The organism is Actinoplanes oryzae, from assembly GCF_030757795.1.
Lineage (GTDB): Bacteria > Actinomycetota > Actinomycetes > Mycobacteriales > Micromonosporaceae > Actinoplanes.
Genome location: NZ_JAUQWH010000062.1, coordinates 15,849 through 35,583, shown reverse-complemented (window position 1 = coordinate 35,583; position 19,735 = coordinate 15,849). Strand labels below are relative to the sequence as shown.

General features: G+C 73.5%; 21 protein-coding genes. 11 read left to right on the top strand and 10 right to left on the bottom strand.

Annotated elements, in window-relative coordinates; translation table 11 throughout:
• The first annotated feature begins 11 nt into the window (after positions 1 to 11).
• Positions 12 to 500, top strand: coding sequence for a SigE family RNA polymerase sigma factor (locus RBH18_RS20970; RefSeq protein ID WP_306210325.1), 489 nt, complete (start codon positions 12 to 14; stop codon positions 498 to 500).
• Between the two features lie 8 nt (positions 501 to 508).
• Positions 509 to 1,342: a hypothetical protein gene (locus tag RBH18_RS20965; protein ID WP_306210323.1), complete on the top strand. Its 834-nt coding sequence runs from the start codon at positions 509 to 511 to the stop codon at positions 1,340 to 1,342.
• Positions 1,343 to 1,363: 21 nt separating this feature from the next.
• Here RBH18_RS20965 and RBH18_RS20960 read toward each other — a convergent pair whose 3' ends face one another.
• Positions 1,364 to 2,902, bottom strand: coding sequence for a GGDEF domain-containing protein (locus tag RBH18_RS20960; RefSeq protein WP_306210322.1), 1,539 nt, complete (start codon positions 2,900 to 2,902; stop codon positions 1,364 to 1,366).
• A gap of 84 nt (positions 2,903 to 2,986) precedes the next feature.
• Between RBH18_RS20960 and RBH18_RS20955 the strand changes: the two genes are divergently transcribed.
• Positions 2,987 to 3,358 carry a PRC-barrel domain-containing protein gene (locus RBH18_RS20955; protein ID WP_306210320.1) on the top strand — a complete coding sequence of 124 codons (372 nt, stop codon included), beginning with the start codon at positions 2,987 to 2,989 and terminating at the stop codon, positions 3,356 to 3,358.
• Between the two features lie 173 nt (positions 3,359 to 3,531).
• Here RBH18_RS20955 and RBH18_RS20950 read toward each other — a convergent pair whose 3' ends face one another.
• Complete coding sequence (locus RBH18_RS20950) at positions 3,532 to 5,058, bottom strand: M6 family metalloprotease domain-containing protein (RefSeq protein WP_306210318.1); 1,527 nt, start codon at positions 5,056 to 5,058, stop codon at positions 3,532 to 3,534.
• Positions 5,028 to 5,495 carry a hypothetical protein gene (locus RBH18_RS20945; protein ID WP_306210316.1) on the bottom strand — a complete coding sequence of 156 codons (468 nt, stop codon included), beginning with the start codon at positions 5,493 to 5,495 and terminating at the stop codon, positions 5,028 to 5,030. The genes RBH18_RS20950 and RBH18_RS20945 overlap by 31 nt, the downstream gene beginning before the upstream one ends.
• A gap of 92 nt (positions 5,496 to 5,587) precedes the next feature.
• On the opposite strand from RBH18_RS20945, the gene RBH18_RS20940 reads away from it, so the two are divergent.
• The 3 genes from RBH18_RS20940 to RBH18_RS20930 all read left to right on the top strand — a co-directional run bounded on the left by RBH18_RS20940 (position 5,588) and on the right by RBH18_RS20930 (position 8,310).
• A complete protein-coding gene (locus RBH18_RS20940; protein ID WP_306210314.1) occupies positions 5,588 to 6,229 on the top strand; it encodes a DedA family protein in 642 nt (213 codons plus the stop codon).
• 69 nt (positions 6,230 to 6,298) lie between these two features.
• A complete protein-coding gene (locus RBH18_RS20935; protein WP_306210312.1) occupies positions 6,299 to 6,556 on the top strand; it encodes a hypothetical protein in 258 nt (85 codons plus the stop codon).
• A gap of 26 nt (positions 6,557 to 6,582) precedes the next feature.
• On the top strand, positions 6,583 to 8,310 hold the full coding sequence (locus RBH18_RS20930; protein WP_306210310.1) for a DEAD/DEAH box helicase: 1,728 nt from the start codon (positions 6,583 to 6,585) through the stop codon (positions 8,308 to 8,310).
• Between the two features lie 177 nt (positions 8,311 to 8,487).
• On the opposite strand, the gene RBH18_RS20925 is transcribed toward RBH18_RS20930, so the two are convergent.
• Positions 8,488 to 9,294, bottom strand: coding sequence for a helix-turn-helix domain-containing protein (locus tag RBH18_RS20925; protein ID WP_306210308.1), 807 nt, complete (start codon positions 9,292 to 9,294; stop codon positions 8,488 to 8,490).
• A 101-nt stretch (positions 9,295 to 9,395) separates the two neighbouring features.
• Between RBH18_RS20925 and RBH18_RS20920 the strand changes: the two genes are divergently transcribed.
• Positions 9,396 to 10,223, top strand: a complete 828-nt coding sequence (locus RBH18_RS20920; protein WP_306210307.1) for an oxidoreductase — start codon at positions 9,396 to 9,398, stop codon at positions 10,221 to 10,223.
• A 131-nt stretch (positions 10,224 to 10,354) separates the two neighbouring features.
• Here the strand turns inward: RBH18_RS20920 and RBH18_RS20915 are convergent, their stop codons facing one another.
• On the bottom strand, positions 10,355 to 11,044 hold the full coding sequence (locus tag RBH18_RS20915; RefSeq protein WP_306210306.1) for a lytic polysaccharide monooxygenase auxiliary activity family 9 protein: 690 nt from the start codon (positions 11,042 to 11,044) through the stop codon (positions 10,355 to 10,357).
• A 168-nt stretch (positions 11,045 to 11,212) separates the two neighbouring features.
• Here RBH18_RS20915 and RBH18_RS20910 point away from each other — a divergent pair, with 168 nt between their 5' ends.
• The 3 genes from RBH18_RS20910 to RBH18_RS20900 all read left to right on the top strand — a co-directional run bounded on the left by RBH18_RS20910 (position 11,213) and on the right by RBH18_RS20900 (position 13,625).
• Positions 11,213 to 12,448 (top strand): alpha-hydroxy-acid oxidizing protein, encoded by a 1,236-nt coding sequence (locus tag RBH18_RS20910; protein WP_306210305.1) that lies wholly within the window; start codon positions 11,213 to 11,215, stop codon positions 12,446 to 12,448.
• Between the two features lie 10 nt (positions 12,449 to 12,458).
• A complete protein-coding gene (locus RBH18_RS20905) occupies positions 12,459 to 12,761 on the top strand; it encodes a hypothetical protein (RefSeq protein WP_306210304.1) in 303 nt (100 codons plus the stop codon).
• Positions 12,762 to 12,827: 66 nt separating this feature from the next.
• Positions 12,828 to 13,625: a hypothetical protein gene (locus RBH18_RS20900; protein ID WP_306210303.1), complete on the top strand. Its 798-nt coding sequence runs from the start codon at positions 12,828 to 12,830 to the stop codon at positions 13,623 to 13,625.
• Between the two features lie 203 nt (positions 13,626 to 13,828).
• On the opposite strand, the gene RBH18_RS20895 is transcribed toward RBH18_RS20900, so the two are convergent.
• Both RBH18_RS20895 and RBH18_RS20890 read right to left on the bottom strand, forming a co-directional pair.
• Positions 13,829 to 14,224, bottom strand: a complete 396-nt coding sequence (locus tag RBH18_RS20895; protein WP_306210301.1) for a hypothetical protein — start codon at positions 14,222 to 14,224, stop codon at positions 13,829 to 13,831.
• A gap of 313 nt (positions 14,225 to 14,537) precedes the next feature.
• Positions 14,538 to 16,097: a dolichyl-phosphate-mannose--protein mannosyltransferase gene (locus tag RBH18_RS20890; protein WP_306210299.1), complete on the bottom strand. Its 1,560-nt coding sequence runs from the start codon at positions 16,095 to 16,097 to the stop codon at positions 14,538 to 14,540.
• A gap of 273 nt (positions 16,098 to 16,370) precedes the next feature.
• Between RBH18_RS20890 and RBH18_RS20885 the strand changes: the two genes are divergently transcribed.
• Positions 16,371 to 17,387 carry a polysaccharide deacetylase family protein gene (locus RBH18_RS20885; RefSeq protein ID WP_306210297.1) on the top strand — a complete coding sequence of 339 codons (1,017 nt, stop codon included), beginning with the start codon at positions 16,371 to 16,373 and terminating at the stop codon, positions 17,385 to 17,387.
• A gap of 149 nt (positions 17,388 to 17,536) precedes the next feature.
• Here the strand turns inward: RBH18_RS20885 and RBH18_RS20880 are convergent, their stop codons facing one another.
• The 3 genes from RBH18_RS20880 to RBH18_RS20870 form a co-directional block, all read right to left on the bottom strand.
• Positions 17,537 to 18,076 carry a sigma-70 family RNA polymerase sigma factor gene (locus tag RBH18_RS20880; protein ID WP_306210344.1) on the bottom strand — a complete coding sequence of 180 codons (540 nt, stop codon included), beginning with the start codon at positions 18,074 to 18,076 and terminating at the stop codon, positions 17,537 to 17,539.
• A gap of 61 nt (positions 18,077 to 18,137) precedes the next feature.
• A complete protein-coding gene (locus RBH18_RS20875; RefSeq protein WP_306210295.1) occupies positions 18,138 to 19,172 on the bottom strand; it encodes an aminoglycoside phosphotransferase in 1,035 nt (344 codons plus the stop codon).
• A 9-nt stretch (positions 19,173 to 19,181) separates the two neighbouring features.
• The gene (locus tag RBH18_RS20870) at positions 19,182 to 19,604 is read right to left on the bottom strand and encodes a serine hydrolase family protein (RefSeq protein ID WP_306210293.1); all 423 of its coding nucleotides are present in this window, start codon (positions 19,602 to 19,604) and stop codon (positions 19,182 to 19,184) included.
• Between the last annotated feature and the right edge of the window lie 131 nt (positions 19,605 to 19,735).

Here is a 19,735-nt window from a genome sequence, read left to right as displayed (position 1 = left end):
CGGGAGAGGACATGAGCGACCGCGACGCGGCGTTCGCCGAGTACTTCGCGGCCCGGTCCGGGGCGATGCGGGCGACGGCGTACCTGCTGTGCGGCGACTGGCACCGGGCCGAGGACCTGGTGCAGACGGCGTTCACCAAGCTGTACGTGCACTGGCAGCGCGTGACCCGGCACGAGGCCCTCGACCCGTACGTGCGGCGGATGCTGCTGCGCACCTTCATCGACGACGGACGTCGCGGGTGGCGGCGGCGCGAGCAGCCGTACGGGCAGGACTTCGACCGGACCGGCGACGAGCCGGACCCGGACGACCGGCTGATGCTGGTCCGGGCCCTGGCCGCCGTGCCGCCCCGGCAGCGCGCCGTGCTGGTCCTGCGCTACTGGGAGGACCTGTCCGTCGAGGCCACCGCCGCCGCCCTGAACTGCTCCGAAGGCACCGTCAAGAGCCAGGCCGCCCGGGGCCTGGCCACCCTGCGCACCCTGCTGTCCGTGACCGCGAGTTAGGCAGACCCTTGGACGAGAACGAGCTCCGCCGCGCCCTGCACACGACGATGACCACCGCCCCGCCCCCGATGGACAGCGCCCCGGTCCTGGCCGCCGGCCGCCGGGCCGTCCGCCGCCGCGCCGCCGCGACGGGATTCGCCGCGGCCGCCGTCGTCGGCGTGACCACCGTCGCGGCCGCCGCGGCCCTGCAAGCGCCCGCGGCCCCGGTCGCGGGCCCGGCCCCGGCACCTCCCTCGGCCGTGCCCACCCCGACCGCCGTCGACACCAAGCCCAGCTGGCCGCTCGACGGCGACGGCCACCCGCAGCAGGACGCCACCGCCCGCTCCGGCCCCCGCTACGAGCAGGGCGCGACGTTGCTGGAGCAGCTCCTCGCCGTCGTCCCCGGCGGCTGGACCACCCCGGAGGGGACGACCGCGGAGGTGCCGGCGCAATATCACCAGGCCCAGGTCGGCGGCGACAACAGCGGCTCGACGTGGGAGTACATGGCCTACGCCGCCGTCAGCAAGGGCGGCCGCACCGGCGAGCTGCTCGCCGAGGTCCACACCACCGGCAACGGCCTGCCGGCCGACCTGTGCGCGACCGGCCGCGCGTTCTGGATGCTGGGCGGCACGTGCCGGCTCGTCACCGCCGGCGGCAGCAAGGTCGCCGTGGTCGACGGCCCGGCCGGCCGGCAACCGGACCAGTGGGCGGCCTACCGGCACCCCGACGGGACGGTCGTCTACGTCGCCCAGAGCCGCCGGCCCTCCAGCGGCACGAGCACCGCGCCGGCCCTGCAGCAGCTCCCGCTGTCCCCGCAGGCCCTCGCCGCCCTCGCCGTCCAGGAGCGCTTCCACCTGGAATAGATCCGTACGGCCACCCGGGCGTCAGATCGTGACGCTGGGCCGTCGCAGGTGGCTGCCCGGGGCCGGGGACCCGGGGCGGTCGCCGCCGGCCGCGGGGTGGTGGCGGCGGATCGAGCCCTTGCCGGCCGCTTTGGCGTCGTACAGGGCCGCGTCGGCCTGCTGCAGCAGCGAGTCCGGGCCGTGGCCGGCCCCCAGCACGATGCCGACGCCGATGCTGGCCCGCGCCCCGGTGCTGCACCCCGGGGCGACCGGGATCGGCCGGGCGAGCCGGTCGAGGATCCGGGCCGCGACGGCCTCCGCGCCGGCGTCGTCGTCGAGCTCCGGCAGCAGCACCACGAACTCGTCCCCGCCGAAGCGGGCGGCCAGGTCGCTGCCGCGCAGCGCCCCGGCGAGCCGGGCGCCCACCTCGACCAGCAGGGCGTCGCCCGCGGCGTGCCCGAACGTGTCGTTGACCGGCTTGAAGTCGTCCAGGTCGATCATGAGCGCCGCGGTGCGGGTCCCCGGTCCGGCCGCGGCCAGCACCTCGGTGAGCAGGGCGTAGAACGCCGCCCGGTTCGGCAGGCCGGTGAGGACGTCGTGATGGGCCTGATGCTGCAACTGGACCTGCTGCTCGTCCAGCTTCGCGAGCAGGCCGCGGACGAACATCAGACCCAGGAACTGCCGTACGGAGGCCAGCCCGACCGTGGTCAGCAACGTCCAGGTGAGGACGGGGCTGAGCGTGCCGTGCCGGGCGTACAGGTAGACGAAGCCGGTGAAGGCCAGCCCGGTCGGCACGTACGGCAGCAGCGCCCACGCCCCGGAGAACCAGCGGCGGCCCGTCGTGTCGGCCTGCGGCAGCTGCGCGTGCGACGCCAGTGCCACGAGCGCGCCGCCGAGCAGTGTGCAGGCGCCCGCGCCGTGGGCGTACCAGGCGTCCCGCAGGGCCAGGTTGTGCATGGTCGTGATCTGGGCGACGACGATGGCGCAGAGCGCGACGGCGAACAGCGTCAGGGCGTGCACGTGCTGCCGCTGTGCCGTGCGGGACACCAGCACGAGGGCCGCGGCCAGCAGGAAGAGGTCCGGCAGCATCAGGGCCACGAACGGGGCCCGGGTGGCCGCCGGCAGCGTCGCCGCCACCGGCCCGAGGACGAACTGCCAGGCGACGACGAAGAAGGCGCTCGCCACCGCCGTCACGTCGATCACCTGGATGAGCCGGGTGAACCTGTCGCCCGGCGGGTTGGCATGCAGCCAGAGCATGACCACGGCGGCCAGCGCGGCGGGCACCGCCACCACGCCGGCCAGGTCGACGAGCGCGGGGCGGCCCAGCACCGCGGCCGCGGCGACCAGCAGATAGGCGAGGGAGAGCAGCGCATCGGCGCCCACCGCGGCCCACCAGCCCGCCCGCACCCGGCCGTGGCCGGTCCGGGCCTGGGACCAGCAGCCGGCGAGGCCGTACAGGACAGCCGCCGCGGTCGGCAGGTAGACCAGCAGCTGCCCGCCGACGAACGGCAGCACCGGCAGCATCAGCTGAACCGTGCCGCTGACGGCCGCGCTCAGCAGCACGGCGGTTCTCCGCCTCACGTGTTCCTGTTCGGTCGCCGCGCCGGAGTCCTTAAGGCGAGTCCCCGCTGTTAGGGCGGCTCGCCGATGGGTACCTGAGAGCGCATGATGGTGAAGCTGAGCGAGGCGGGCCGCCCGGCCGCCGACCACCGCCGCGACATTCGCGGCCGGCGCGTCACGGACAGCGCCGGCCGTCCCCTCGGCAGCGTCGAGGACCTCGTGCTCGAGGAGACCGGGGGTGCCCGCTACCGCCTGCTGCGCGTCGAGCACGGCGGCGTCATGGGCTTCGGCGCCACGCCGTCGCTGATCCCCTTCGAGGCCGCGCGGGTCACGCCCGCCGAGGTGCGCATCGCGCGGCCGGCGGCGCAGGTCGCCGACGCGCCGCTCTACGACCCGGCGGACCCGGGCTTCTGGGACGAGCTCTACGCCTACTACGGCTGCGCGCCGCTCCAAGCCGCTCCGTTGCTCGCCGCCTGACCGGGCCCGCAGCGGCGCCCTCCCGCGCGCCATGGTGCATCCGGAGCCGCGCGGCGCGGTCCCGGTCGCGGTGCAGCCGTTGCCGCGCGGCGCGGCCCGGTCGGGCCCGGCGCCCCGGCGATCGACCGCCTGGTGGCCTGCGTCGGCCGCGATCCGGCCCGGACCGATGCGCCTCAGGCGCGGATCACCGTGCACCTGCGGGCGACCGTCTTCGCCGGGTCCGACTCGGACGTCGCGGTCAGGGTGACCGTGCCGGTGCGGGCGGCGCCGCGGGCGGCGGCCACTGCCACATCCACCTTCGTACGCCCCCCGGCCGCCGCCGTGGCGAGCGCGTTCGGCAGCTCGGCCCGCCAGCCCCGGCCGGCCATGGTGGCGGACAGGCGGTAGACGTCGGTGCCCGTACCCGTGTTGGTCAGCGGGAAGGTGCACGTCACACCCTTGCCCAGCGGGCGCCCGGGGGAGCTGACCACGCCGGCCCCCAGCCGCACGCCGCCGCCGGCCGCGCTGTCCAGGGACCGCACCGCGACTGTGTACGACAGCTCGCCCGCCCGGTTGCGGTGCTTGCTCAGGACGTAGAAGTGCAGCCGGTTGGCCTCGTCGACGTACTCGTACTCGCTGCCCGACCGCGTGCCGGCGTGGAAGAGGGCGTCGGACAGCTGCCGGTAGTCGCCCATGGTGATCTTCGCCGGGGTGCCGTCGGGGCGGGTGAAGTCCACCAGGTCGATGTCCTGCGGGTTGGCGTCGATCACCCACTGGAACGGCTGGCGGTCCTGGTTCTTCGTCTTGCTGATCAGCACGCCGGAGTCCGGGGTGAAGGAGTCGGAGCCCATCCGGTCGACCACCTCGACCGTGTAGTTGTCGTAGCCGCCGCCGTCGCACAGCACCTCGGTCGCGACGTCGCAGGCGGGCGACTTGTCCGTGCCCAGGGCGATGGTGATGCCCATCAGCCTCTCGCCGGGATCCACGGCCCGCGCGGTCAGGTCCGCCACCACGACGCCGTCGAGGTCGTCGACGCGCAGGATGTTCTCGTCGCCGACCAGGCCGATCTTCGCCTTGTCGCGCAGGGTGTGCAGGGAGCCCATCGAGCCGCCGTGCACGGCCGGGATCTGCCAGCGGGTGTGCGGCCCGCCGGGCCCGTTGAAGGAGCCGCGGGACATCATGGACCAGGGACCGGTGTACGCCCGGCGCAGCGGCGTCCCGTACGGATTGTTGTAGTTGTCGCCGATCGTCAGCAGATGGCTCAGCTCGTGCGCGTAGACGGCCAGCCCCGAGCTCTCCGCCTGGGTCGACGAGCCGCCGCCGGCGTTGGGCCAGATCGTGGCGGCCGACGCCCACGAGGTCCAGTCGACGTAACGCGTCTTGGCGTAGTTGGGCTGCGGCTCCACGGGCGGCCCGAAGGGATCCGGGACGTCCTCGCGGGATCCGAACCTCATCTCGCCGAACTCCTGCCAGGTCGACGACTCGTCCTGCCCGGCGGAGAGGATGAACACCAGCTCGTACGAGTCGGCCACCGCGTCGCCCACGTCGGCTCGCCAGGCGCCGAGGCCGTCGGTCCGGATGTTGCGGTTGCAGGTGGATCCGGCGGGGCACATGCCGGGATTCATGTCGTTGGTGATGCCGTACTCGAAGGACTCGTGCGGCATCCGGTACGCACCGTAGGCCGTCAGGTTCACGCCGAACCGCCCGCCCGAGTCCTCCATCCAGTACTCGTGCAGCGTGTGCCCTGGTTGAGCTCGTTCGGCGTGTTGAGCAGATCGCGGTAGTAGCCGGGCACCTCCGAGCGGTCCAGCCCGGACACGACCGGCTGGGGGTTGCCGAAGATCGTCGACCCGGCGGGCTGCGTGACGACGAAGGGCTGATCCGGGTAGTCGAGCGTGACGAGGGCGATGTCGAAGTCGCGTACCGAGCCGCGGCGGGCCGGGTCGTTCCAGCTGGTGCCGGGCGGGCGGACGTAGTCGGACCAGGTCATGTGGTCCGGGTTCTCCCACTCCTGGAGGTCCAGCACGGCGAAGGGGTCGGACGTGGGCGCCGCCGCGGTGCCGGGCGTGGGCGCCGCCGCGGCGGGCGTGGCGACGAGCAGGGCACCGGCGAGCAGCCCGGCCGCCATGGCATGGATCAATTTAAGTCTATGAATCACGAGAGGCAGTATGACCCGTAGGGGTCCGCTCAGGGGAGCACCCAGGGATCACCCGATGGTCCAGCGGGGCGCGGCCCGGCAGGCTCATGGTCATGCCCGTCGATCTGATGCACGCCGCGACCGCCTTCGTCGAGTGGCTCGGCACGCTCGGCACCGTGCCCGTCCTGCTGGTGCTCCTGCTGTCGAGCGCCGTCGAGATGACCTTCCTGCTCGGGCTGCTGATCCCCGGCGAGTCGGTGGTCATGATCGCGGCCGCGCTGCCGCGCACCCCGGCCGGCGTCGCGCTGGCGGTCACGGTGGGCACGGCCGGCGCGCTGGGCGGCCAGATCCTCGGGTACGCCGTCGGCCGCGCCCTCGGGCCCCGGCTGCGCACCACCCGGCTCGGCCGGCGCATCGGGGCCGCCCGCTTCGACGGCGCCGAGGCGTACCTGCGCAGCCGGGGCGGCCCGGCGCTCGCCCTGGTCCGCTTCGTCGCCGTGATCCACGCCGTGGTGCCGATCGTGGCGGGCAGCGTGCGGATGCCGTTCGGGCGGTTCGTCGCCTGGTCGGCGCTCGGCACGGTGCTCTGGGTCGGTGCCTTCGCCGCGGTGGGCGTGGCGACGGCCGGCGCGGGGGCCTCCGGCCCGGTCGCCCTGGTCCTCACCGCGATCGGCGCGACCTGCCTCGGCGCGGTCCCCGCGGCGGCCCGGCTGGTCCGTCGCCGGCGGCCGCGGAGTGTGATCTCGGTCGCGTAACGGGTGGTGAGGAGCACGGACAGGTGGTCCGGACGGGTGACATCGCCGCGGGGGCACTACCCTTGGCGGGTGACCGACGTAGCAGCAGCCCCCGAGACCACCGAGACCGAGCCGGTCCCGGACCTCATCGCCACCCATTACCTCACGAGCATCGACGACGTCGTCGAGCACCTGCGCGCCGCCAGCCAGCTGGGCCTGGGCGTCCGGGTGCAGACCTACCTCGAGACCGAGGAGGACGGCGAGACCCTGGGTGAGCGCTGGGAGCTGGAGCTGCTCACCTCGTCACCGGTCCACGAGGCCGCCGACGAGACGACGCCGGCCGAGTGACGATTTCCCCCACCGGAGAGTTGATGATGACCGCGGATGCCGCCGGCCCGGACGAGGCCGGCTTCGCCGGGCTCGGGCTGCGCCCGGAGCTGCTCGAGGCGCTGACCGGCCTCGGCTACGAGGAGCCCACCCCGATCCAGCGGGAGGCCATCCCGCCGCTGCTCGAGCGGCACGACGTGCTCGGGCAGGCCGCCACCGGCACCGGCAAGACGGCGGCCTTCGCGCTGCCGCTGCTGCACCAGTTCAGCCGGAGCGCCGACGGCTCGGGCAGCGGCCCGGCCGCCCTGGTGCTCGTGCCCACCCGCGAGCTGGCCGAGCAGGTCTCGCAGGCCGTCGACAGCTACGGCCGCGGCCTCGGCGTGCGGGTGCTCCCCGTCTACGGCGGCACCCCGATCGGCCGCCAGGTGCAGGTGCTGCGGCGCGGCGTCGACATCGTCGTCGGCACCCCCGGGCGGGTCCTCGATCACCTCGGCCGCGAGACCATCGACCTCTCCGCGGTGCGCACGGTCGTGCTCGACGAGGCCGACGAGATGCTCGACATGGGCTTCGCCGAGGACATCGAGGCGATCCTCGACGAGACCCCGGCCGAGCGCCAGACCGTGCTGTTCTCGGCCACGATGCCCCCGCGCATCGACGCGATCGCCCGCAAGCACCTGCGCGAGCCGGTGCGCATCCAGACCGGCCGGCCGCAGCTCGACCCGGGCGAGCTGCCCAAGGTCAAGCAGAGCGCCTACCTGGTCGCCCGCGCCCACAAGCCCGCCGCGCTCGGCCGCATCCTCGACATCGAGGCGCCCACCGCGGCGATCGTCTTCTGCCGCACCCGCGAGGAGGTCGACGAGCTCACCGAGGTGCTCAACGGCCGGGGCTACCGGGCCGAGGCGCTGCACGGCGGCCTCAGCCAGGACCAGCGCGACCGCGTCATGGGCCGGCTCCGCGCCGGCACGACCCAGCTGCTGGTCGCCACCGACGTCGCCGCCCGCGGCCTCGACATCGAGCAGCTGACGCACGTCGTCAACTACAACGTGCCGTCGGCCCCCGAGGCCTACGTGCACCGCATCGGCCGGGTCGGCCGGGCCGGCCGCCAGGGCGCCGCGATCACCCTGGCCGAGCCGCGCGAGCAGCGCATGCTCACCACGATCGAGCGGCTCACCCGCCAGCCGATCGCGATCGAGGACGTCCCGTCGGTGGCCGAGCTGCGCGCGCGCCGCCTCGCCCGCACCCGGGAGGCGATCGAGCACACCCTGGCCGGCGACGTCACCGACCTCGACCGCTTCCGCGGGGTGCTCGCCGAGCTGACCGCCGCCCGCGACATCGAGGAGGTCGCGCTCGCCGCGATCAAGATGCTGCACGAGGCCTCGGGCGGCGACGGCGACGACACCGAGATCCCGCCGGTCGCCCGCACCGCGCGCGACCGCACCCGGGAGCGTCCGGGCCGCGACTTCGGCGGCCGCGACTCCCGCGGCGGGCGCGACGACCGCGGCCGGCCCGCCCGTGGCCGGCCGGCGAACGCCGGATCGGCGCGGCTGTTCCTGGGCATCGGGCGCCGGGCCGGGCTGCGGCCGCAGGACATGGTCGGGGCCATCGCGGGGGAGTCCGGGCTCAACGCCCGCGACATCGGCGCGATCGAGATCCAGGACCGGTTCTCGCTGGTCGAGGTGCCCGAGCGGGACGCGGACATGGTGATCGCGGCCCTGCGCGGCGCCACCATCCGCGGCCGCAAGGCGACCGTGCGCCGGGAGCGCCCTTACAACTGAGTCGCCTCCGCCGGAGCCGCGCCCTCGCATCGCCGGGGGCGCGGCTTCTCGGTCTCCGGCTGCTTCACTCTCGCCGTGCCCGGGCCGCCGCTGTGCCCGGACCGCTGCCGTGCCCGGGCCGCTGCTTGTGTGCGGTTCGGCCGTGCGCCGTTCGCGGCGCTGCTGGGGGGTGCGGCGCTACAGGAGGGCGCCGGCGGCGAGGAGTTCGAGCTTGCTCCGGGCGTCCGTGCCGGGCCGGGGAGTGGAGACCACCAGGCGCAGGTCCGAGGGCTGGATGGTGAGCACGCTGGTGTCCAGGGCGATGTCCCCGGCGACCGGGTGCTCCGCGATCTTGTGCGCGCTCTGGTGGTCGGCGACCTCGCGCAGCGCCCACAGCTCGCGGAAGCGCTCGTAGGCCCGCAGCCGCGTGATCAGCTCCGCGAGCTCCGGGTCCGCCGGGTAGCGGCCCGTCGTGGTGCGCAGGTCCGCGACCAGGGACTCCTCGAAGGCGGCGCGCTCGGCCGCGGTCATCCGGGTCCGCGAGCCCGCCCCCGCGAAGTGCCCGAGCAGCAGGCTGGGACCGGTGTCGCCCGGCTCGCCGAACGTCGCCGCGAAGATCGGGTTCCAGTGCAGCAGGCGCCACATGGCGTCGTAGACGGCGACGGGCTGGGCCGCGAGCTGCTCCACGATCCGGTGCAGGCTGTCGGGGATCAGCCGGGGCACCCGGTCCGGCGTCGCCGCGTGCCCGGCGAGGCGCAGCAGATGGGCGTGCTCGTCGCCGGAGAGCCGCAGCGCCCGGGCCAGGGCCGAGCAGACCTGCGCCGACGGGGTGGCGGCCCGGCCCTGCTCCAGCTGCACGACGTAGTCGACCGAGATCCCGGCCAGCAGCGCGAGCTCGCTGCGCCGCAGCCCGGGCACCCGGCGCGGGGAGATGTCCGGCAGTCCGGTGGTCGCCGGGTCCACGCGGTCGCGCCAGGCCCGCAGTGCCGTGCCGAGATGCTCCATGGCTCCATCATCCCGCGCCCGGCCCCGGCCCGGGTGGTACAGGTTTTACCAGGAAGTTCCTCAGCTCCCGCCGGGCTCCGCGGCGGCCGAGCATGGGTGGCATGACAGACACGATCACGCTCGCCGGCGACCTGGTGCTCAGCCGCATGGGCTACGGCGCCATGCAGCTGGCCGGGCCGAACGCCTTCGGGCCGCCCCGGGACCGCGCCGAGGCCGTCCGGGTGCTGCGCACCGCCGTCGAGCTGGGCGTCACGCACATCGACACCAGCGACTTCTACGGGCCGGTGGTGACCAACGAGATCATCCGCGAGGCCCTGCACCCGTACGCCGAGGATCTCAGGATCGTCACCAAGGTCGGCTTCCGCCGGGGGCCGGAGGGCAGCTGGGACCCGTGGCCGCACGACCTGCGCGGGCAGGTCCGGGACAACCTGACCCACCTCGGGCTGGACGTGCTCGACGCGGTCAACCTGCGCGTGGCAGGGGACGGCACGATCGCCGAGTTGTTCGGCACGCTGGCGGAGCTGCGCGACGAGGGTCTCGTACGCCATCTGGGTCTGTCGAACGTGACCGCCGCGCAGGTCGCCGAGGCCCGGGCGATCGCGCCGATCGTGTTCGTGCAGAACATGTACAACGTCGTGCTGCGCACCGACGACGCCCTGATCGACGAGCTGTCCGGGGAGGGCATCGGGTACGTGCCGTTCTTCCCGCTGGGCGGCTGGAGCCCGCTGCAGTCGGGCGTGCTGGACGAGGTGGCGGCCGGGCTCGGAGCGTCGCCGCAGCAGGTGGCGCTGGCCTGGCTGCTGCGGCGTTCGCCGAACATTCTGGTCATTCCGGGTACGTCCACCGTGGCGCACCTGCGCGCGAACGTGGCCGCCGCGGATCTGCGGCTGCCCGCGGAGGCGATCGCCAAGCTGGACGCACTGGGCTGACGGAGTCGGGGGGACGAGGTGGGCGCCTCGTCCCCGGACGGACGGGGGATGAGCCGAAGTCACGCGATGTGATGTTGGGAGCGCTCCCATCGACGAATGTAACAGTCGTCACACCCGCGTAACAAGGGCTGTCAGCCGAACGCGATGTCGCTGCAGAAGTAGTACGACTGGTCGAGGTGGCTGGCCTGCCAGATCGTGTAGACCAGCGCCCGGCCGGTGCGCCCCGAGAGGCTCACCTGCAGCGTCTTCTCCCAGCCACCGGCGGCGGCGGGCGTCCACTGGCCCACGGGCGTGTTCCCGGCCTGGCTGACCAGCACGAGATCGGACCACTTCACCGCGGTCGTCACCGGGTTGAAGCCGGCCCGGGTCACGTACACCCGGATGTAGTCGGCGCCGTGGCCCGCCTGGTCCCACAGGCGCACCGGGAACGAGTTGCCGACGGTGGTGGCCTTCCAGTCGCCGACGGTGTCCATGGCCGCGTACCGGCCGCTCTGCGTACGCCCGGCGCTGCACAGCTGCGCGTCGGGGATCGCACCCTGGTGGTTGCCGGCGACGCCCTCGCGGTAGAGGCCGTTCCAGTTCCACATGGCGTTCGGGTCGGCCTGCCACGCCTGCCAGCACATCGGGTCCTGGGTGGCCATGGCCGGATTCTGGAAGTCGGACCCCCAGCGCTGCCAGCAGCCGTAGTTGCGCGACGCCGGACCGGTGATGCTGCCGTGCGCGGCAGCCGGGGCGGAGGGAAGGACGACGCTGATCAGCGCGGCGGCGAGGACGCCGGCGGCCGTGCTGATCGCGAGTCCGATGCGTGCTCTGCGGGGCATGGTTCCGCACTCCTGAGCTCGAAGGGTCGCAGGACCGGCGGCGACTGCCCGGGTCGCCGCCCACCGCGTGACCGGCGGTGGTGCTGGTCCCACCCTCCCCATGCAATCGACTTATGTCAATATTTTACCGGGGCGGACCCGGTCGCACGGGACGGTTAAGGTGCGAACATGGGGACGATCGGCGCCGGGCCGGCGCGGCAGGCGGCCATCTACCGGGCGGGGGCCCTCGGGCGCCGGCCCGCCGTGCCCGCCGGCTTCGCCCAGCTGGAGCACCGGGCGCGCCGGGTGAGCAGCCGCACCGCCTGGGCGTACGTCGCCGGGGGTGCGGGCGAGGGCCGGACCATGCGCCGCAACCGGGAGGCCTTCGACCGCTGGGCCGTCGTGCCGCGGATGGCCTCCGGGGCGGTCACGCGTGACCTGTCCGTCGAGCTGCTCGGCGTCCGGCACCCCACGCCCGTGCTGCTCGCCCCGGTCGGGGCGGCGGAGCTGATGGGGCGCGACAGTGACGTCACGATCGCGCGGGCCGCGGCGGCGACCGGCACGGCGTACGTGCTGTCCAACCAGGCCTGCAACCCGATGGAGCAGTGCGCGGACGCGCTGGGGGAGACCCCGCGGTTCTTCCAGCTCTACTGGAGCAAGGACGAGGGGCTGGTCGACAGCCTGATCGCGCGCGCCGAGGCGATCAAGGCCGGGGCGCTGGTGGTGACCCTGGACACGACGGTGCTGGGCTGGCGCCCGGCTGATCTGACGCTCGGTTCGCTGCCGTTCGCGCGGGGGATCGGCATCGCGCAGTACACGTCCGACCCGCGCTTCCGTGAACTCGTGGCGGCGCGCACCGGCGGGGTGGCGAGGGCCGGGCGCCCCGGGCCCGGCGCCCTGCGGACGGTGCTCGGCATGGCCCGCCACCGGGTGTCGCGCGCGGCGGTCGAGACGTTCCTCGACGTCTACTCCAACCCCGGGCTCAGCTGGGACCACCTGGCGACGCTGCGGGAGCGGACCCGGCTTCCGGTCATCCTCAAGGGAGTGCTGCACCCGGACGACGCCCGGCGCGCCTTCGGCCTCGGCGCCGCGGCGGTCGTCGTGTCCAACCACGGCGGCCGGCAGGTGGACAACGCGATCGCCTCGCTCGACGCGCTGGTGGACATCCGGGCGGCGGTGGGGCCCGGGCCGGCGCTGCTGTTCGACAGCGGCATCCGTACGGGCGCCGACGTCTTCACCGCCCTGGCCCTCGGCGCAAACGCCGTGCTGCTCGGCCGTCCCTACCTCTACGGGCTCGCGATCGCCGGGCAGCGCGGCGTCGAGGAGGTCATCCGCAACATCGTCGCCGAACTCGATCTGACGATGGCCCTCAGCGGCACGCCCGACATCCCTTCGATCACGCGTGAGCTGCTCCGGAACGGGTAAGGTGGCGCGCATGACGAGGGACGGCGTGCGCGGCTTCGTGCGGCGGTCCCTGCCTGTCCTGCTCGCCCTGTTCCTGACCGGGCCGTTCGCCGCCGCTTCGGCCGCGCCGGCCCCCGTCGTTCCCGCGGCGGCCGCGGCCGCCGCGGCTTCCACTGCTTCCGCGGCTTCCGCGCCTTTTGTTGCGCCGGCCGTGGCTGTCGTCGTGGGTGAGGTCCCCGCCGCGGTCGTCCCGGCCGGGGCCCCGCAGGTGCTGCACGCGCAGGCCGCCGCCGGAGCGCACGGCTCACGGGCGCCTCCGTCCACTCTCGTGTGACGGCTCCGCACCAGCACTGAGCTCTCCTCCGCGCGCCCGTTCCCCGGCGCGCGTCCATCGACTTTCATGGATCCCACGGACGGGAATGCCACGATGAACATCGTCGCCGAAATGATCTTCAACGACCCCCGGCCCGTCACCGTCTGGGGCGTGCTGATGCTGCTCGCCCTCCTCTCCCTGACCCTGCTGGCCAGCCCGCACGGCATCAGCGACCCCACCCGCGCCCTCCGCGAGACCGCGACCTCCGTGCGGGGCCTGCGCGAGCGGCGCCGCCGGCGCCTGCGCGACGCCGAGGAGACCATCCGGTACGCCGACGAGCTCCACGTCGCCGCCCAGCGCGCCGAACGAGGAGCCGAACGCTGGCTGGAGCACTGGCAGGACAGCGAGCAGCGGGTGACCGCCACGTGGCAGGCCTGGCTCGACGCGCAGGCCCGCCTCGACCGCGCCCGCACCGCAGCCGCCTTCCGCACCCCGTGGACCCTGCCGACCCCGTCCGAGTACGCCGCCCGCGAGCGCTGGCTCCACCAGACCGTCCAGGCCGCCGCCGACCGGGGCGACCTGCCCGCCTCCGCGGTCGCCGACGCCCTGGCCGGCCGGGGCTGGGACGCCCGCCTCCACCCCGTCGACCAGGAACTGGTCATCCTCCGCACCGCCGCGGCCCACCGCCTGGCCGAGCACCGCCGCGCCGTCGCCGCCGAGCAGAACGCCTGGCACGACGCCCAACTGGCCCGCCGCACCAGCGACGACCTCCGCGGCGAGGCCGCGGCCGCCACCGCCCGCGCCCTCCCGGCCCGCGACTACCTCGCCACCGCCCGCCCCCACCGCGCCACCACCCGCACCGCCGTCGCCGTCCGCACCGCCTGACGGCCTACGCCGGTCGCCCCATGGCCCCGGGCTCGGCCGACGCCGGCATCGGCGCAGCCCTACCGCGTGTCTGGTAGCCAGGCTGTCGGGTAACCGCGACACGACAGCGCCGACCGGGGTTCAGTGCAACCCATGCGGGCCCCGGCGTTTGCCGAGGCCTGCATGTCAGACGTGGTTACTCGAAACGGCCATCGCCCGGAAGCTCAGCAAAGGTCGCCCCCATGGGCCTCGATCCGGAAATTCCGGCCGTTTGCCGGAATGTATGTGCCGTCCTGGTAGTCCGCGACGAACACCTCGCCGTCAACGGCGCCACCTGTGTAGAAAACCCTGGCGCAGTAGCCCGGCCCGATCCATGCCGCGGCCGCAGTGCTCCAATACGCACTGGTTGTGCCTCCGGGGGAAAGGCGGATGTCGTACTTGTTGTCGATGGAGTAGTTGCCGTCCAAGAAGTGGACAACGCCGACCTTCAAGCCCCCGGACGAGTTGTTCCAGATCCAGTTGGAGGCGGCGTGGGCCGGTGATTGCAGCGTGAGGGCCGACAAGGTGACTACCGCGGCAACGATCGCGGCGAACCATGCTGAGACGCGGCGATGGGACATGACTTCAGCTCCCTTGAACGAGTGACGAATCGCATCCGGCGTGCGGCTTCCGGCTCAGATACTCGGGCCGGCCCATCGCCGGCGGCAACGTCGATCTGTCCCTGACCTGGAGCTATCTGTCCTTCCCGACAGATAGCTCCAGGTCCCCGGTGGCATTCGCCCCGGGCTCCATGGTCGCTGTGCAGATCGCAGTGGCGGCGTAGCCGGAGTCCTCGCGGGCCGATGGTGCGCGTCACCCGCTCGACGCGGTTGTGGTTGACCGGCGTCCCTCGGTCGCGTGGTCCGGCGGCAATCCGCGCGGCCGGGGTCTCCGTCAGATCCAGCGGCCGCCCAGCCACATGCGGGCGGACCAGTCCTCGTACGTCAGGAGCTGGCCGACGAAGATCGGATGGAAGTAGGCGAAGCAGAGCGCCACCAGCAGGATGTATGCCCCGGCCACCACCGTGCCGACCAGTTGGCGGTCGGTGCGGGCCGGGCCCGCCGCCGTGCCGGCCGGTGGGGTCATGATGGCGCCGAGGACGTAGACGACGGCGAGGATGAGGAAGGGCAGGGCGGGCAGGGCGTAGAAGGAGAACATGGTGCGCCCGTCCTTGATGGCGAAGTAGAACCACGGGAGCAGCCCGGCGACGACGCCCGTGCCGATGGCCAGGGCTCGCCAGTCGCGGCGGGCGATGCCGAACCAGACGAGCGCGGCGAGGGCGGGCAGGAACGACCACCAGAGCAGCGGCGTGCCGAGGAGCAGGATCTCGCTCACGCATTTCGGGGCGCCGCAGCCGGTGAGGTCCGGTGGGGCGTAGAACGAGACCGGGCGGCCGATCAGCAGCCATTGCCACGGCCACGACTGGTAGCGATGAGCCTCGGTCAGGCCACTGTGGAACGTGTACGCCACGTGATGATAGTGGGCCAGATTGAGCAAGGCGCCGATGATCGGGGGCTCGCTCATGCCGCTCTCCTCCCGGTAGTGCCGGAAGTAGCCCACGTCGGTCACCAGCCAGCCGGTCCAGGTGGCGACATAGGTCAGCGCGGTGAGCACCAGGCTGAGCATCAGCCAGCCCAGGTCGGCGACCAGTCCGGTGCGAGCCCAGCGGCGGACGCCCGCGGAGCGCCGGGCCTGCATGCGCCACCACACCACGAGGGCCGCGAGGAAGGGCGCGAAGAACAGGGCGCTCCATTTGATGCCGCAGGCCAGGCCGAAGGTGAACCCGGCAACGAGCAGCCACCACGGTATGATGCGCGGGCGTTTGTTCTCCGGGTTCCAGCCCTGATCGAGTGCGCGCAGCAGGCGGCGGCGGTAGTGGTCGCGATCGAGGAGCATCGCGGCGAAGGTCATCAGGATGAACAGGCCCAGGAAGATGTCGAGCAATGACGTGCGCGACAGCACGAGCTGGAAGCCGTCGAGGGTCATGAGCAGGCCCGCGGCGCCGGCCAGGACGATCGAGTGGAACATCCGGTAGGCCACCCGGATGAGGATCAGGATCATCAGGATGCCGGCGATGGCTGCCGGGAAGCGCCAGCCGAGCTCGTTGTTGCCGAAGGCCTTCTCGCCGAGGGCGATGAGCCATTTGCCGAGCGGGGGATGCACGACGTACGCCGGGCCGTTCGTCTTCTCCGGATCCCACTCGACGCCGTGCTGCAGCATGTCCCAGGCGTCGGTCGGATAGTAGACCTCGTCGAAGACGTACCCCTTGGCGCTGGTGAGGCCGGACAGCCGCAGGACGGCCGCGACCGCCACGATCAGCCCGGTCACGAGCCACGAGTACGGGTTCAGCCAGTTGTCCAGCGTGGCCAGCCGCCGCCGCACGATGTCGGGCACGCCGCTCGCGGGCTCCGGTCCGGTGGCCGGAGGTCGTTCCGTCTCGATCGCCAAGGTCACGCCGCGATCCTAGGGGCTGACGCAAACGCGCAGGAGACCGTCGTCCGAAACTTCCAGCGGCCAAGATCGCGTCGGCGGCCATCGAGGGAAACGGTAAGCCCAGGCAGCACGCGTTCGAAACTATCGGAAGATTCCCGGAAATAGGCATTGACGGTCGCCGCAATGGGGTCGCACCATGTGACAACGACGCTTGTCGATGGGATGCGATGTTTCGGGCGCCGCCACCGGCGCCCCGCGTCCCGCGCTCCCTCCGCGAGACGAAGGTGATCTTCCATGACCGTACGCAGAAAGGTGTTCGGCGCCGGGCTGGCCGGGCTGCTCGCCGCCGCCGGGCTGGCGCTGCTCGCCCCGTCGTCCGGGCCGGCCGGCGCGGCACCGATCGACGGAGGTGCCCGGATGGCCGACTCCTGCCCCAACGGCTACGTGGGGCTGACCTTCGACGACGGCCCGAACCCCTCGAACACGACCACCCTGCTGAACACGCTGCGCCAGAACAACGTACGGGCGACGCTCTTCAACACCGGCCAGAACGCCGCGGCCAACCCGTCGCTCGTCGCCGCGGAGGCGGCGGCCGGCATGTGGATCGCCAACCACAGTTACACGCATCCGCACATGCTCACTTTGAGCGCGGCGAACATGTCCTCCGAGCTGTCGCGCACCCAGTCCGCCATCCAGGCGGCCGGCGGCGGAACCCCGCGGATCTTCCGGCCCCCGTACGGCGAGACGAACGCCACCCTCGAAGCCGCCGCCTCCGCCCTGGGCCTGCGCACCGTCACCTGGCAGGTCGACTCCCAGGACTGGAACGGCGCCAGCACCGCCCAGATCGTCCAGGCGGCGAGCAGGCTGACCGACGGCCAGCTCATCCTCATGCACGACCAGTACGCGACCACGATCGCCGCCATCCCGCAGATCGTCGCCGGCCTCACCAGCCGCGGCCTGTGCGCCGGCATGATCTCCCCGACGACCGGCCGCGCCGTCGCGCCGACCGGCACCGGCACCCCGACCACGCCGCCGCCGTCGGGAGGCAGCTGCACCGCGACCTACAGCGAGGGCCAGAAGTGGACGGATCGCTTCAACGGCCAGGTCACGGTCGCCGGCTCGAACGCGTGGACGGTCACGGTCACCGTCACGTCCCCCCAGCGCATCATCAACACCTGGAACGCGGCCGTCAGCTGGGACAGCACGGGCAACGTGATGACCGCCCGGCCCAACGGCAGCGGCAACACGTTCGGCTTCACGATCCAGCACGGCGGCAACTGGAACTGGCCGGCCCTCACCTGCCGCGCCTGACCCGCAGCACCCGGCCATGGCGGCCTTCGGAGGCGGCGACCGTCGCGTTCCGGAGGCCCGCCGTGGCGGAGACGTCGTGTTGGCCGCCATGCTGCGCCACTGGAAAGCGCCGCAGGCGTGGCAGCGCAAGAGGGCCGGGAGGTGACCGCTCAGACCGCCGAGCGGGACGAGGCGAGCGCGGCGGCCAGGTCGTCGCGGGCGCGGGCGACCCGGCTGCGGATCGTGCCGACCGGGCAGCCGCAGATCTCCGCCGCCTCCGCGTACGACAGGCCGGCCACCTGCGTCAGCACGAACGCCTCCCGGCGCTCGGCGGTCAGCCCGCCCAGCAGGTCGCGCAGCGCGTGCTCCTCCTCGAAGCGGATCGTGCCACGCTCGGCCACCCCGTGCCAGTCGCCGAGCGTGACCAGGCGGGGCCGGCTGGACGCCTGGCGCACCGCGTCCGCGGCCACCCGTTTGGCGATGGCGAACAACCAGGTGCGTACCGTCGAGCGGCCGGCGAAACCCGGCAGCGCCCGGAACGCGCGCAGGAAGGTCTCCTGCGTCAGGTCCTCGACGTCGCGCCGGTGGGCGAGGCTGCCCAGGAAGCGCATGACGTCCCGCTGCGTGGCCCGCACGAGCGCCGTGAAGGCCGCTCTGTCTCCTCCCGCCGCAGCCGCCGCGAGCGCGTGCAGGTCGTCCTCCGGCGGCACAAGACTCCCCAGGGCTCGAGCGATCGACACCGTCGGAGCACAAGTCGCTCGCTCGCCCCCGTTAGTTCCCGGTGATCTCGGACGCCCAGGACGCGATCACCCGCAGGATCGGCTCGCGCCCCGCGAAGCGCGCCGCCACGTCGCGCTTGTCGTAGCCGGACCCGGCCGGTGTCGCGTCGGCCGTGGCGAGCATCCGCGGCGCCATCCAGAAGAACTTCGCCGCCCCCGCGACCCGGATCGCCCGGTGCGCGACATCGGGATCCACGACGCCGCGCAGCCCCCGTACGTAAGCCTCGCTCACCGTGGCGACCACCTCGGCGAGCAGCGTCACGTCGAGGAAGCCGTCGAAGAACGCGTCCAGCGCGAGGTTCGCCGCGTCCTCGCCGATCGCGCCGGGGCCCACGTGCGCCCAGTCCAGCAGCACCGGGCCGCGCGCGGCGCCGATCAGGTTCATCGGCCACACGTCGTGGTGGCACATCGTGCGGGGCAGGGCGCGCGCCGCCGCCAGCACCTCGAGGCGCCGCTCCCACAGGCTGCGCAGCCCGGCCCGCAGCCCCGGCGACCAGGCCGCGACCGCCGCCGGATGCTCCCAGTCCAGGCCGGCGGGCACGGGCAGCCCGAGCCCGCCGTCGGTGAGGAAGTCGCGGGCCAGCCACGGCGCGTCCCACGGCGGCCGGTTCGCCCACGCGGCCTGGCCCAGGCCCAGCCGGTACGCGACGTCGCCCAGCCCGGCCGGGCCGAACGACGTGCCCGCCGCGCCCGGCACGTCCTCCAGCCACATGGCCACCGACCCGTCCGCCCGCTCCTGCACGGACAGGCAGGCGGGCGCGGACAGGCCGCCCTCGGCGAAGACCGCGGCGGGCAGGCCGGCCTCGTACGCGCAGGGCTCGCGCCGCCAGTAGTTGAAGTGGCCGGGGTCCGTGCTCGCCGCCAGGTGGGGCAGGGCGCCCGCGCGCCGCGGCGTGGCCACCTTGAGCACCACGGGACCGTCGTCGCGGCGGACCCGCCACACCCCGCCGGTGACCTCGTTGGCGGACCCGTGCTCCAGGCCCTCGGTGGCCCAGCCAGCCTGGACCAGATCGGCGGGAAGCGTCATGATCCGACCCTACGGGCCGCAGAACACCCGGTCCAGGAACGTGTCGACGGCCGCCCCGACATCGCCGGTGAAGTCGGGTGTCACCGCGATCGTGGCCTGCCGGCGCCGGTCCTCCGTCGTGTAGGACCAGGTTTGGTAGGCCAGCGCGTCGCCGTCGTTGCCGTAGACCTCGACGCCGCAGGTGGTGTGCTGCCACCACGCGAGCCCGAGCCCGTACTCCCGGGTGCCGCCGGGGGTCTTCATCGCCCGGAGCAGGCCGGCGGGCAGGAGCCGGCCGCCGAGCAGGGCGCCGAAGAACCGGTCGAGGTCGGCCGTCGTGGAGATCATCTCGCCGCTCGCGCCCATCACCGACGGGTTCATCGCCGTGTAGTCGACCAGCCCGAGGCCCTCGATCGGCACGTAGCCGTGCGGGTGCGGGCCGGGGATGCGCATGGCCGTGCCGGGCAGCGAGGGTCGGAGGGCAGCTGATCGCGCGGGTGACGGGCCGGCCGTACGCCCCCGAGGTCGAGCGCCGGATCATCCGCCCGCTCGCGACCCGCCGCCGCGGCGGAACCGGGATGTCC

Excerpts from the sequence above, each read along its gene's own strand:
- RBH18_RS20885 (WP_306210297.1), top strand. The coding sequence starts at position 16,371 with ATGACCGTACGCAGAAAGGTGTTCGGCGCCGGGCTGGCCGGGCTGCTC.
- RBH18_RS20875 (WP_306210295.1), bottom strand. The coding sequence starts at position 19,172 with ATGACGCTTCCCGCCGATCTGGTCCAGGCTGGCTGGGCCACCGAGGGC.
- RBH18_RS20950 (WP_306210318.1), bottom strand. The coding sequence starts at position 5,058 with ATGGAGGACTCGGGCGGGCGGTTCGGCGTGAACCTGACGGCCTACGGT.
- RBH18_RS20895 (WP_306210301.1), bottom strand. The coding sequence starts at position 14,224 with ATGTCCCATCGCCGCGTCTCAGCATGGTTCGCCGCGATCGTTGCCGCG.
- RBH18_RS20930 (WP_306210310.1), top strand. The coding sequence starts at position 6,583 with ATGACCGCGGATGCCGCCGGCCCGGACGAGGCCGGCTTCGCCGGGCTC.
- RBH18_RS20915 (WP_306210306.1), bottom strand. The coding sequence starts at position 11,044 with ATGCCCCGCAGAGCACGCATCGGACTCGCGATCAGCACGGCCGCCGGC.
- RBH18_RS20925 (WP_306210308.1), bottom strand. The coding sequence starts at position 9,294 with ATGGAGCATCTCGGCACGGCACTGCGGGCCTGGCGCGACCGCGTGGAC.
- RBH18_RS20905 (WP_306210304.1), top strand. The coding sequence starts at position 12,459 with ATGACGAGGGACGGCGTGCGCGGCTTCGTGCGGCGGTCCCTGCCTGTC.
- RBH18_RS20910 (WP_306210305.1), top strand. The coding sequence starts at position 11,213 with ATGGGGACGATCGGCGCCGGGCCGGCGCGGCAGGCGGCCATCTACCGG.
- RBH18_RS20900 (WP_306210303.1), top strand. The coding sequence starts at position 12,828 with ATGGATCCCACGGACGGGAATGCCACGATGAACATCGTCGCCGAAATG.
- RBH18_RS20870 (WP_306210293.1), bottom strand. The coding sequence starts at position 19,604 with ATGCGCATCCCCGGCCCGCACCCGCACGGCTACGTGCCGATCGAGGGC.
- RBH18_RS20940 (WP_306210314.1), top strand. The coding sequence starts at position 5,588 with ATGCCCGTCGATCTGATGCACGCCGCGACCGCCTTCGTCGAGTGGCTC.
- RBH18_RS20920 (WP_306210307.1), top strand. The coding sequence starts at position 9,396 with ATGACAGACACGATCACGCTCGCCGGCGACCTGGTGCTCAGCCGCATG.
- RBH18_RS20970 (WP_306210325.1), top strand. The coding sequence starts at position 12 with ATGAGCGACCGCGACGCGGCGTTCGCCGAGTACTTCGCGGCCCGGTCC.
- RBH18_RS20955 (WP_306210320.1), top strand. The coding sequence starts at position 2,987 with ATGATGGTGAAGCTGAGCGAGGCGGGCCGCCCGGCCGCCGACCACCGC.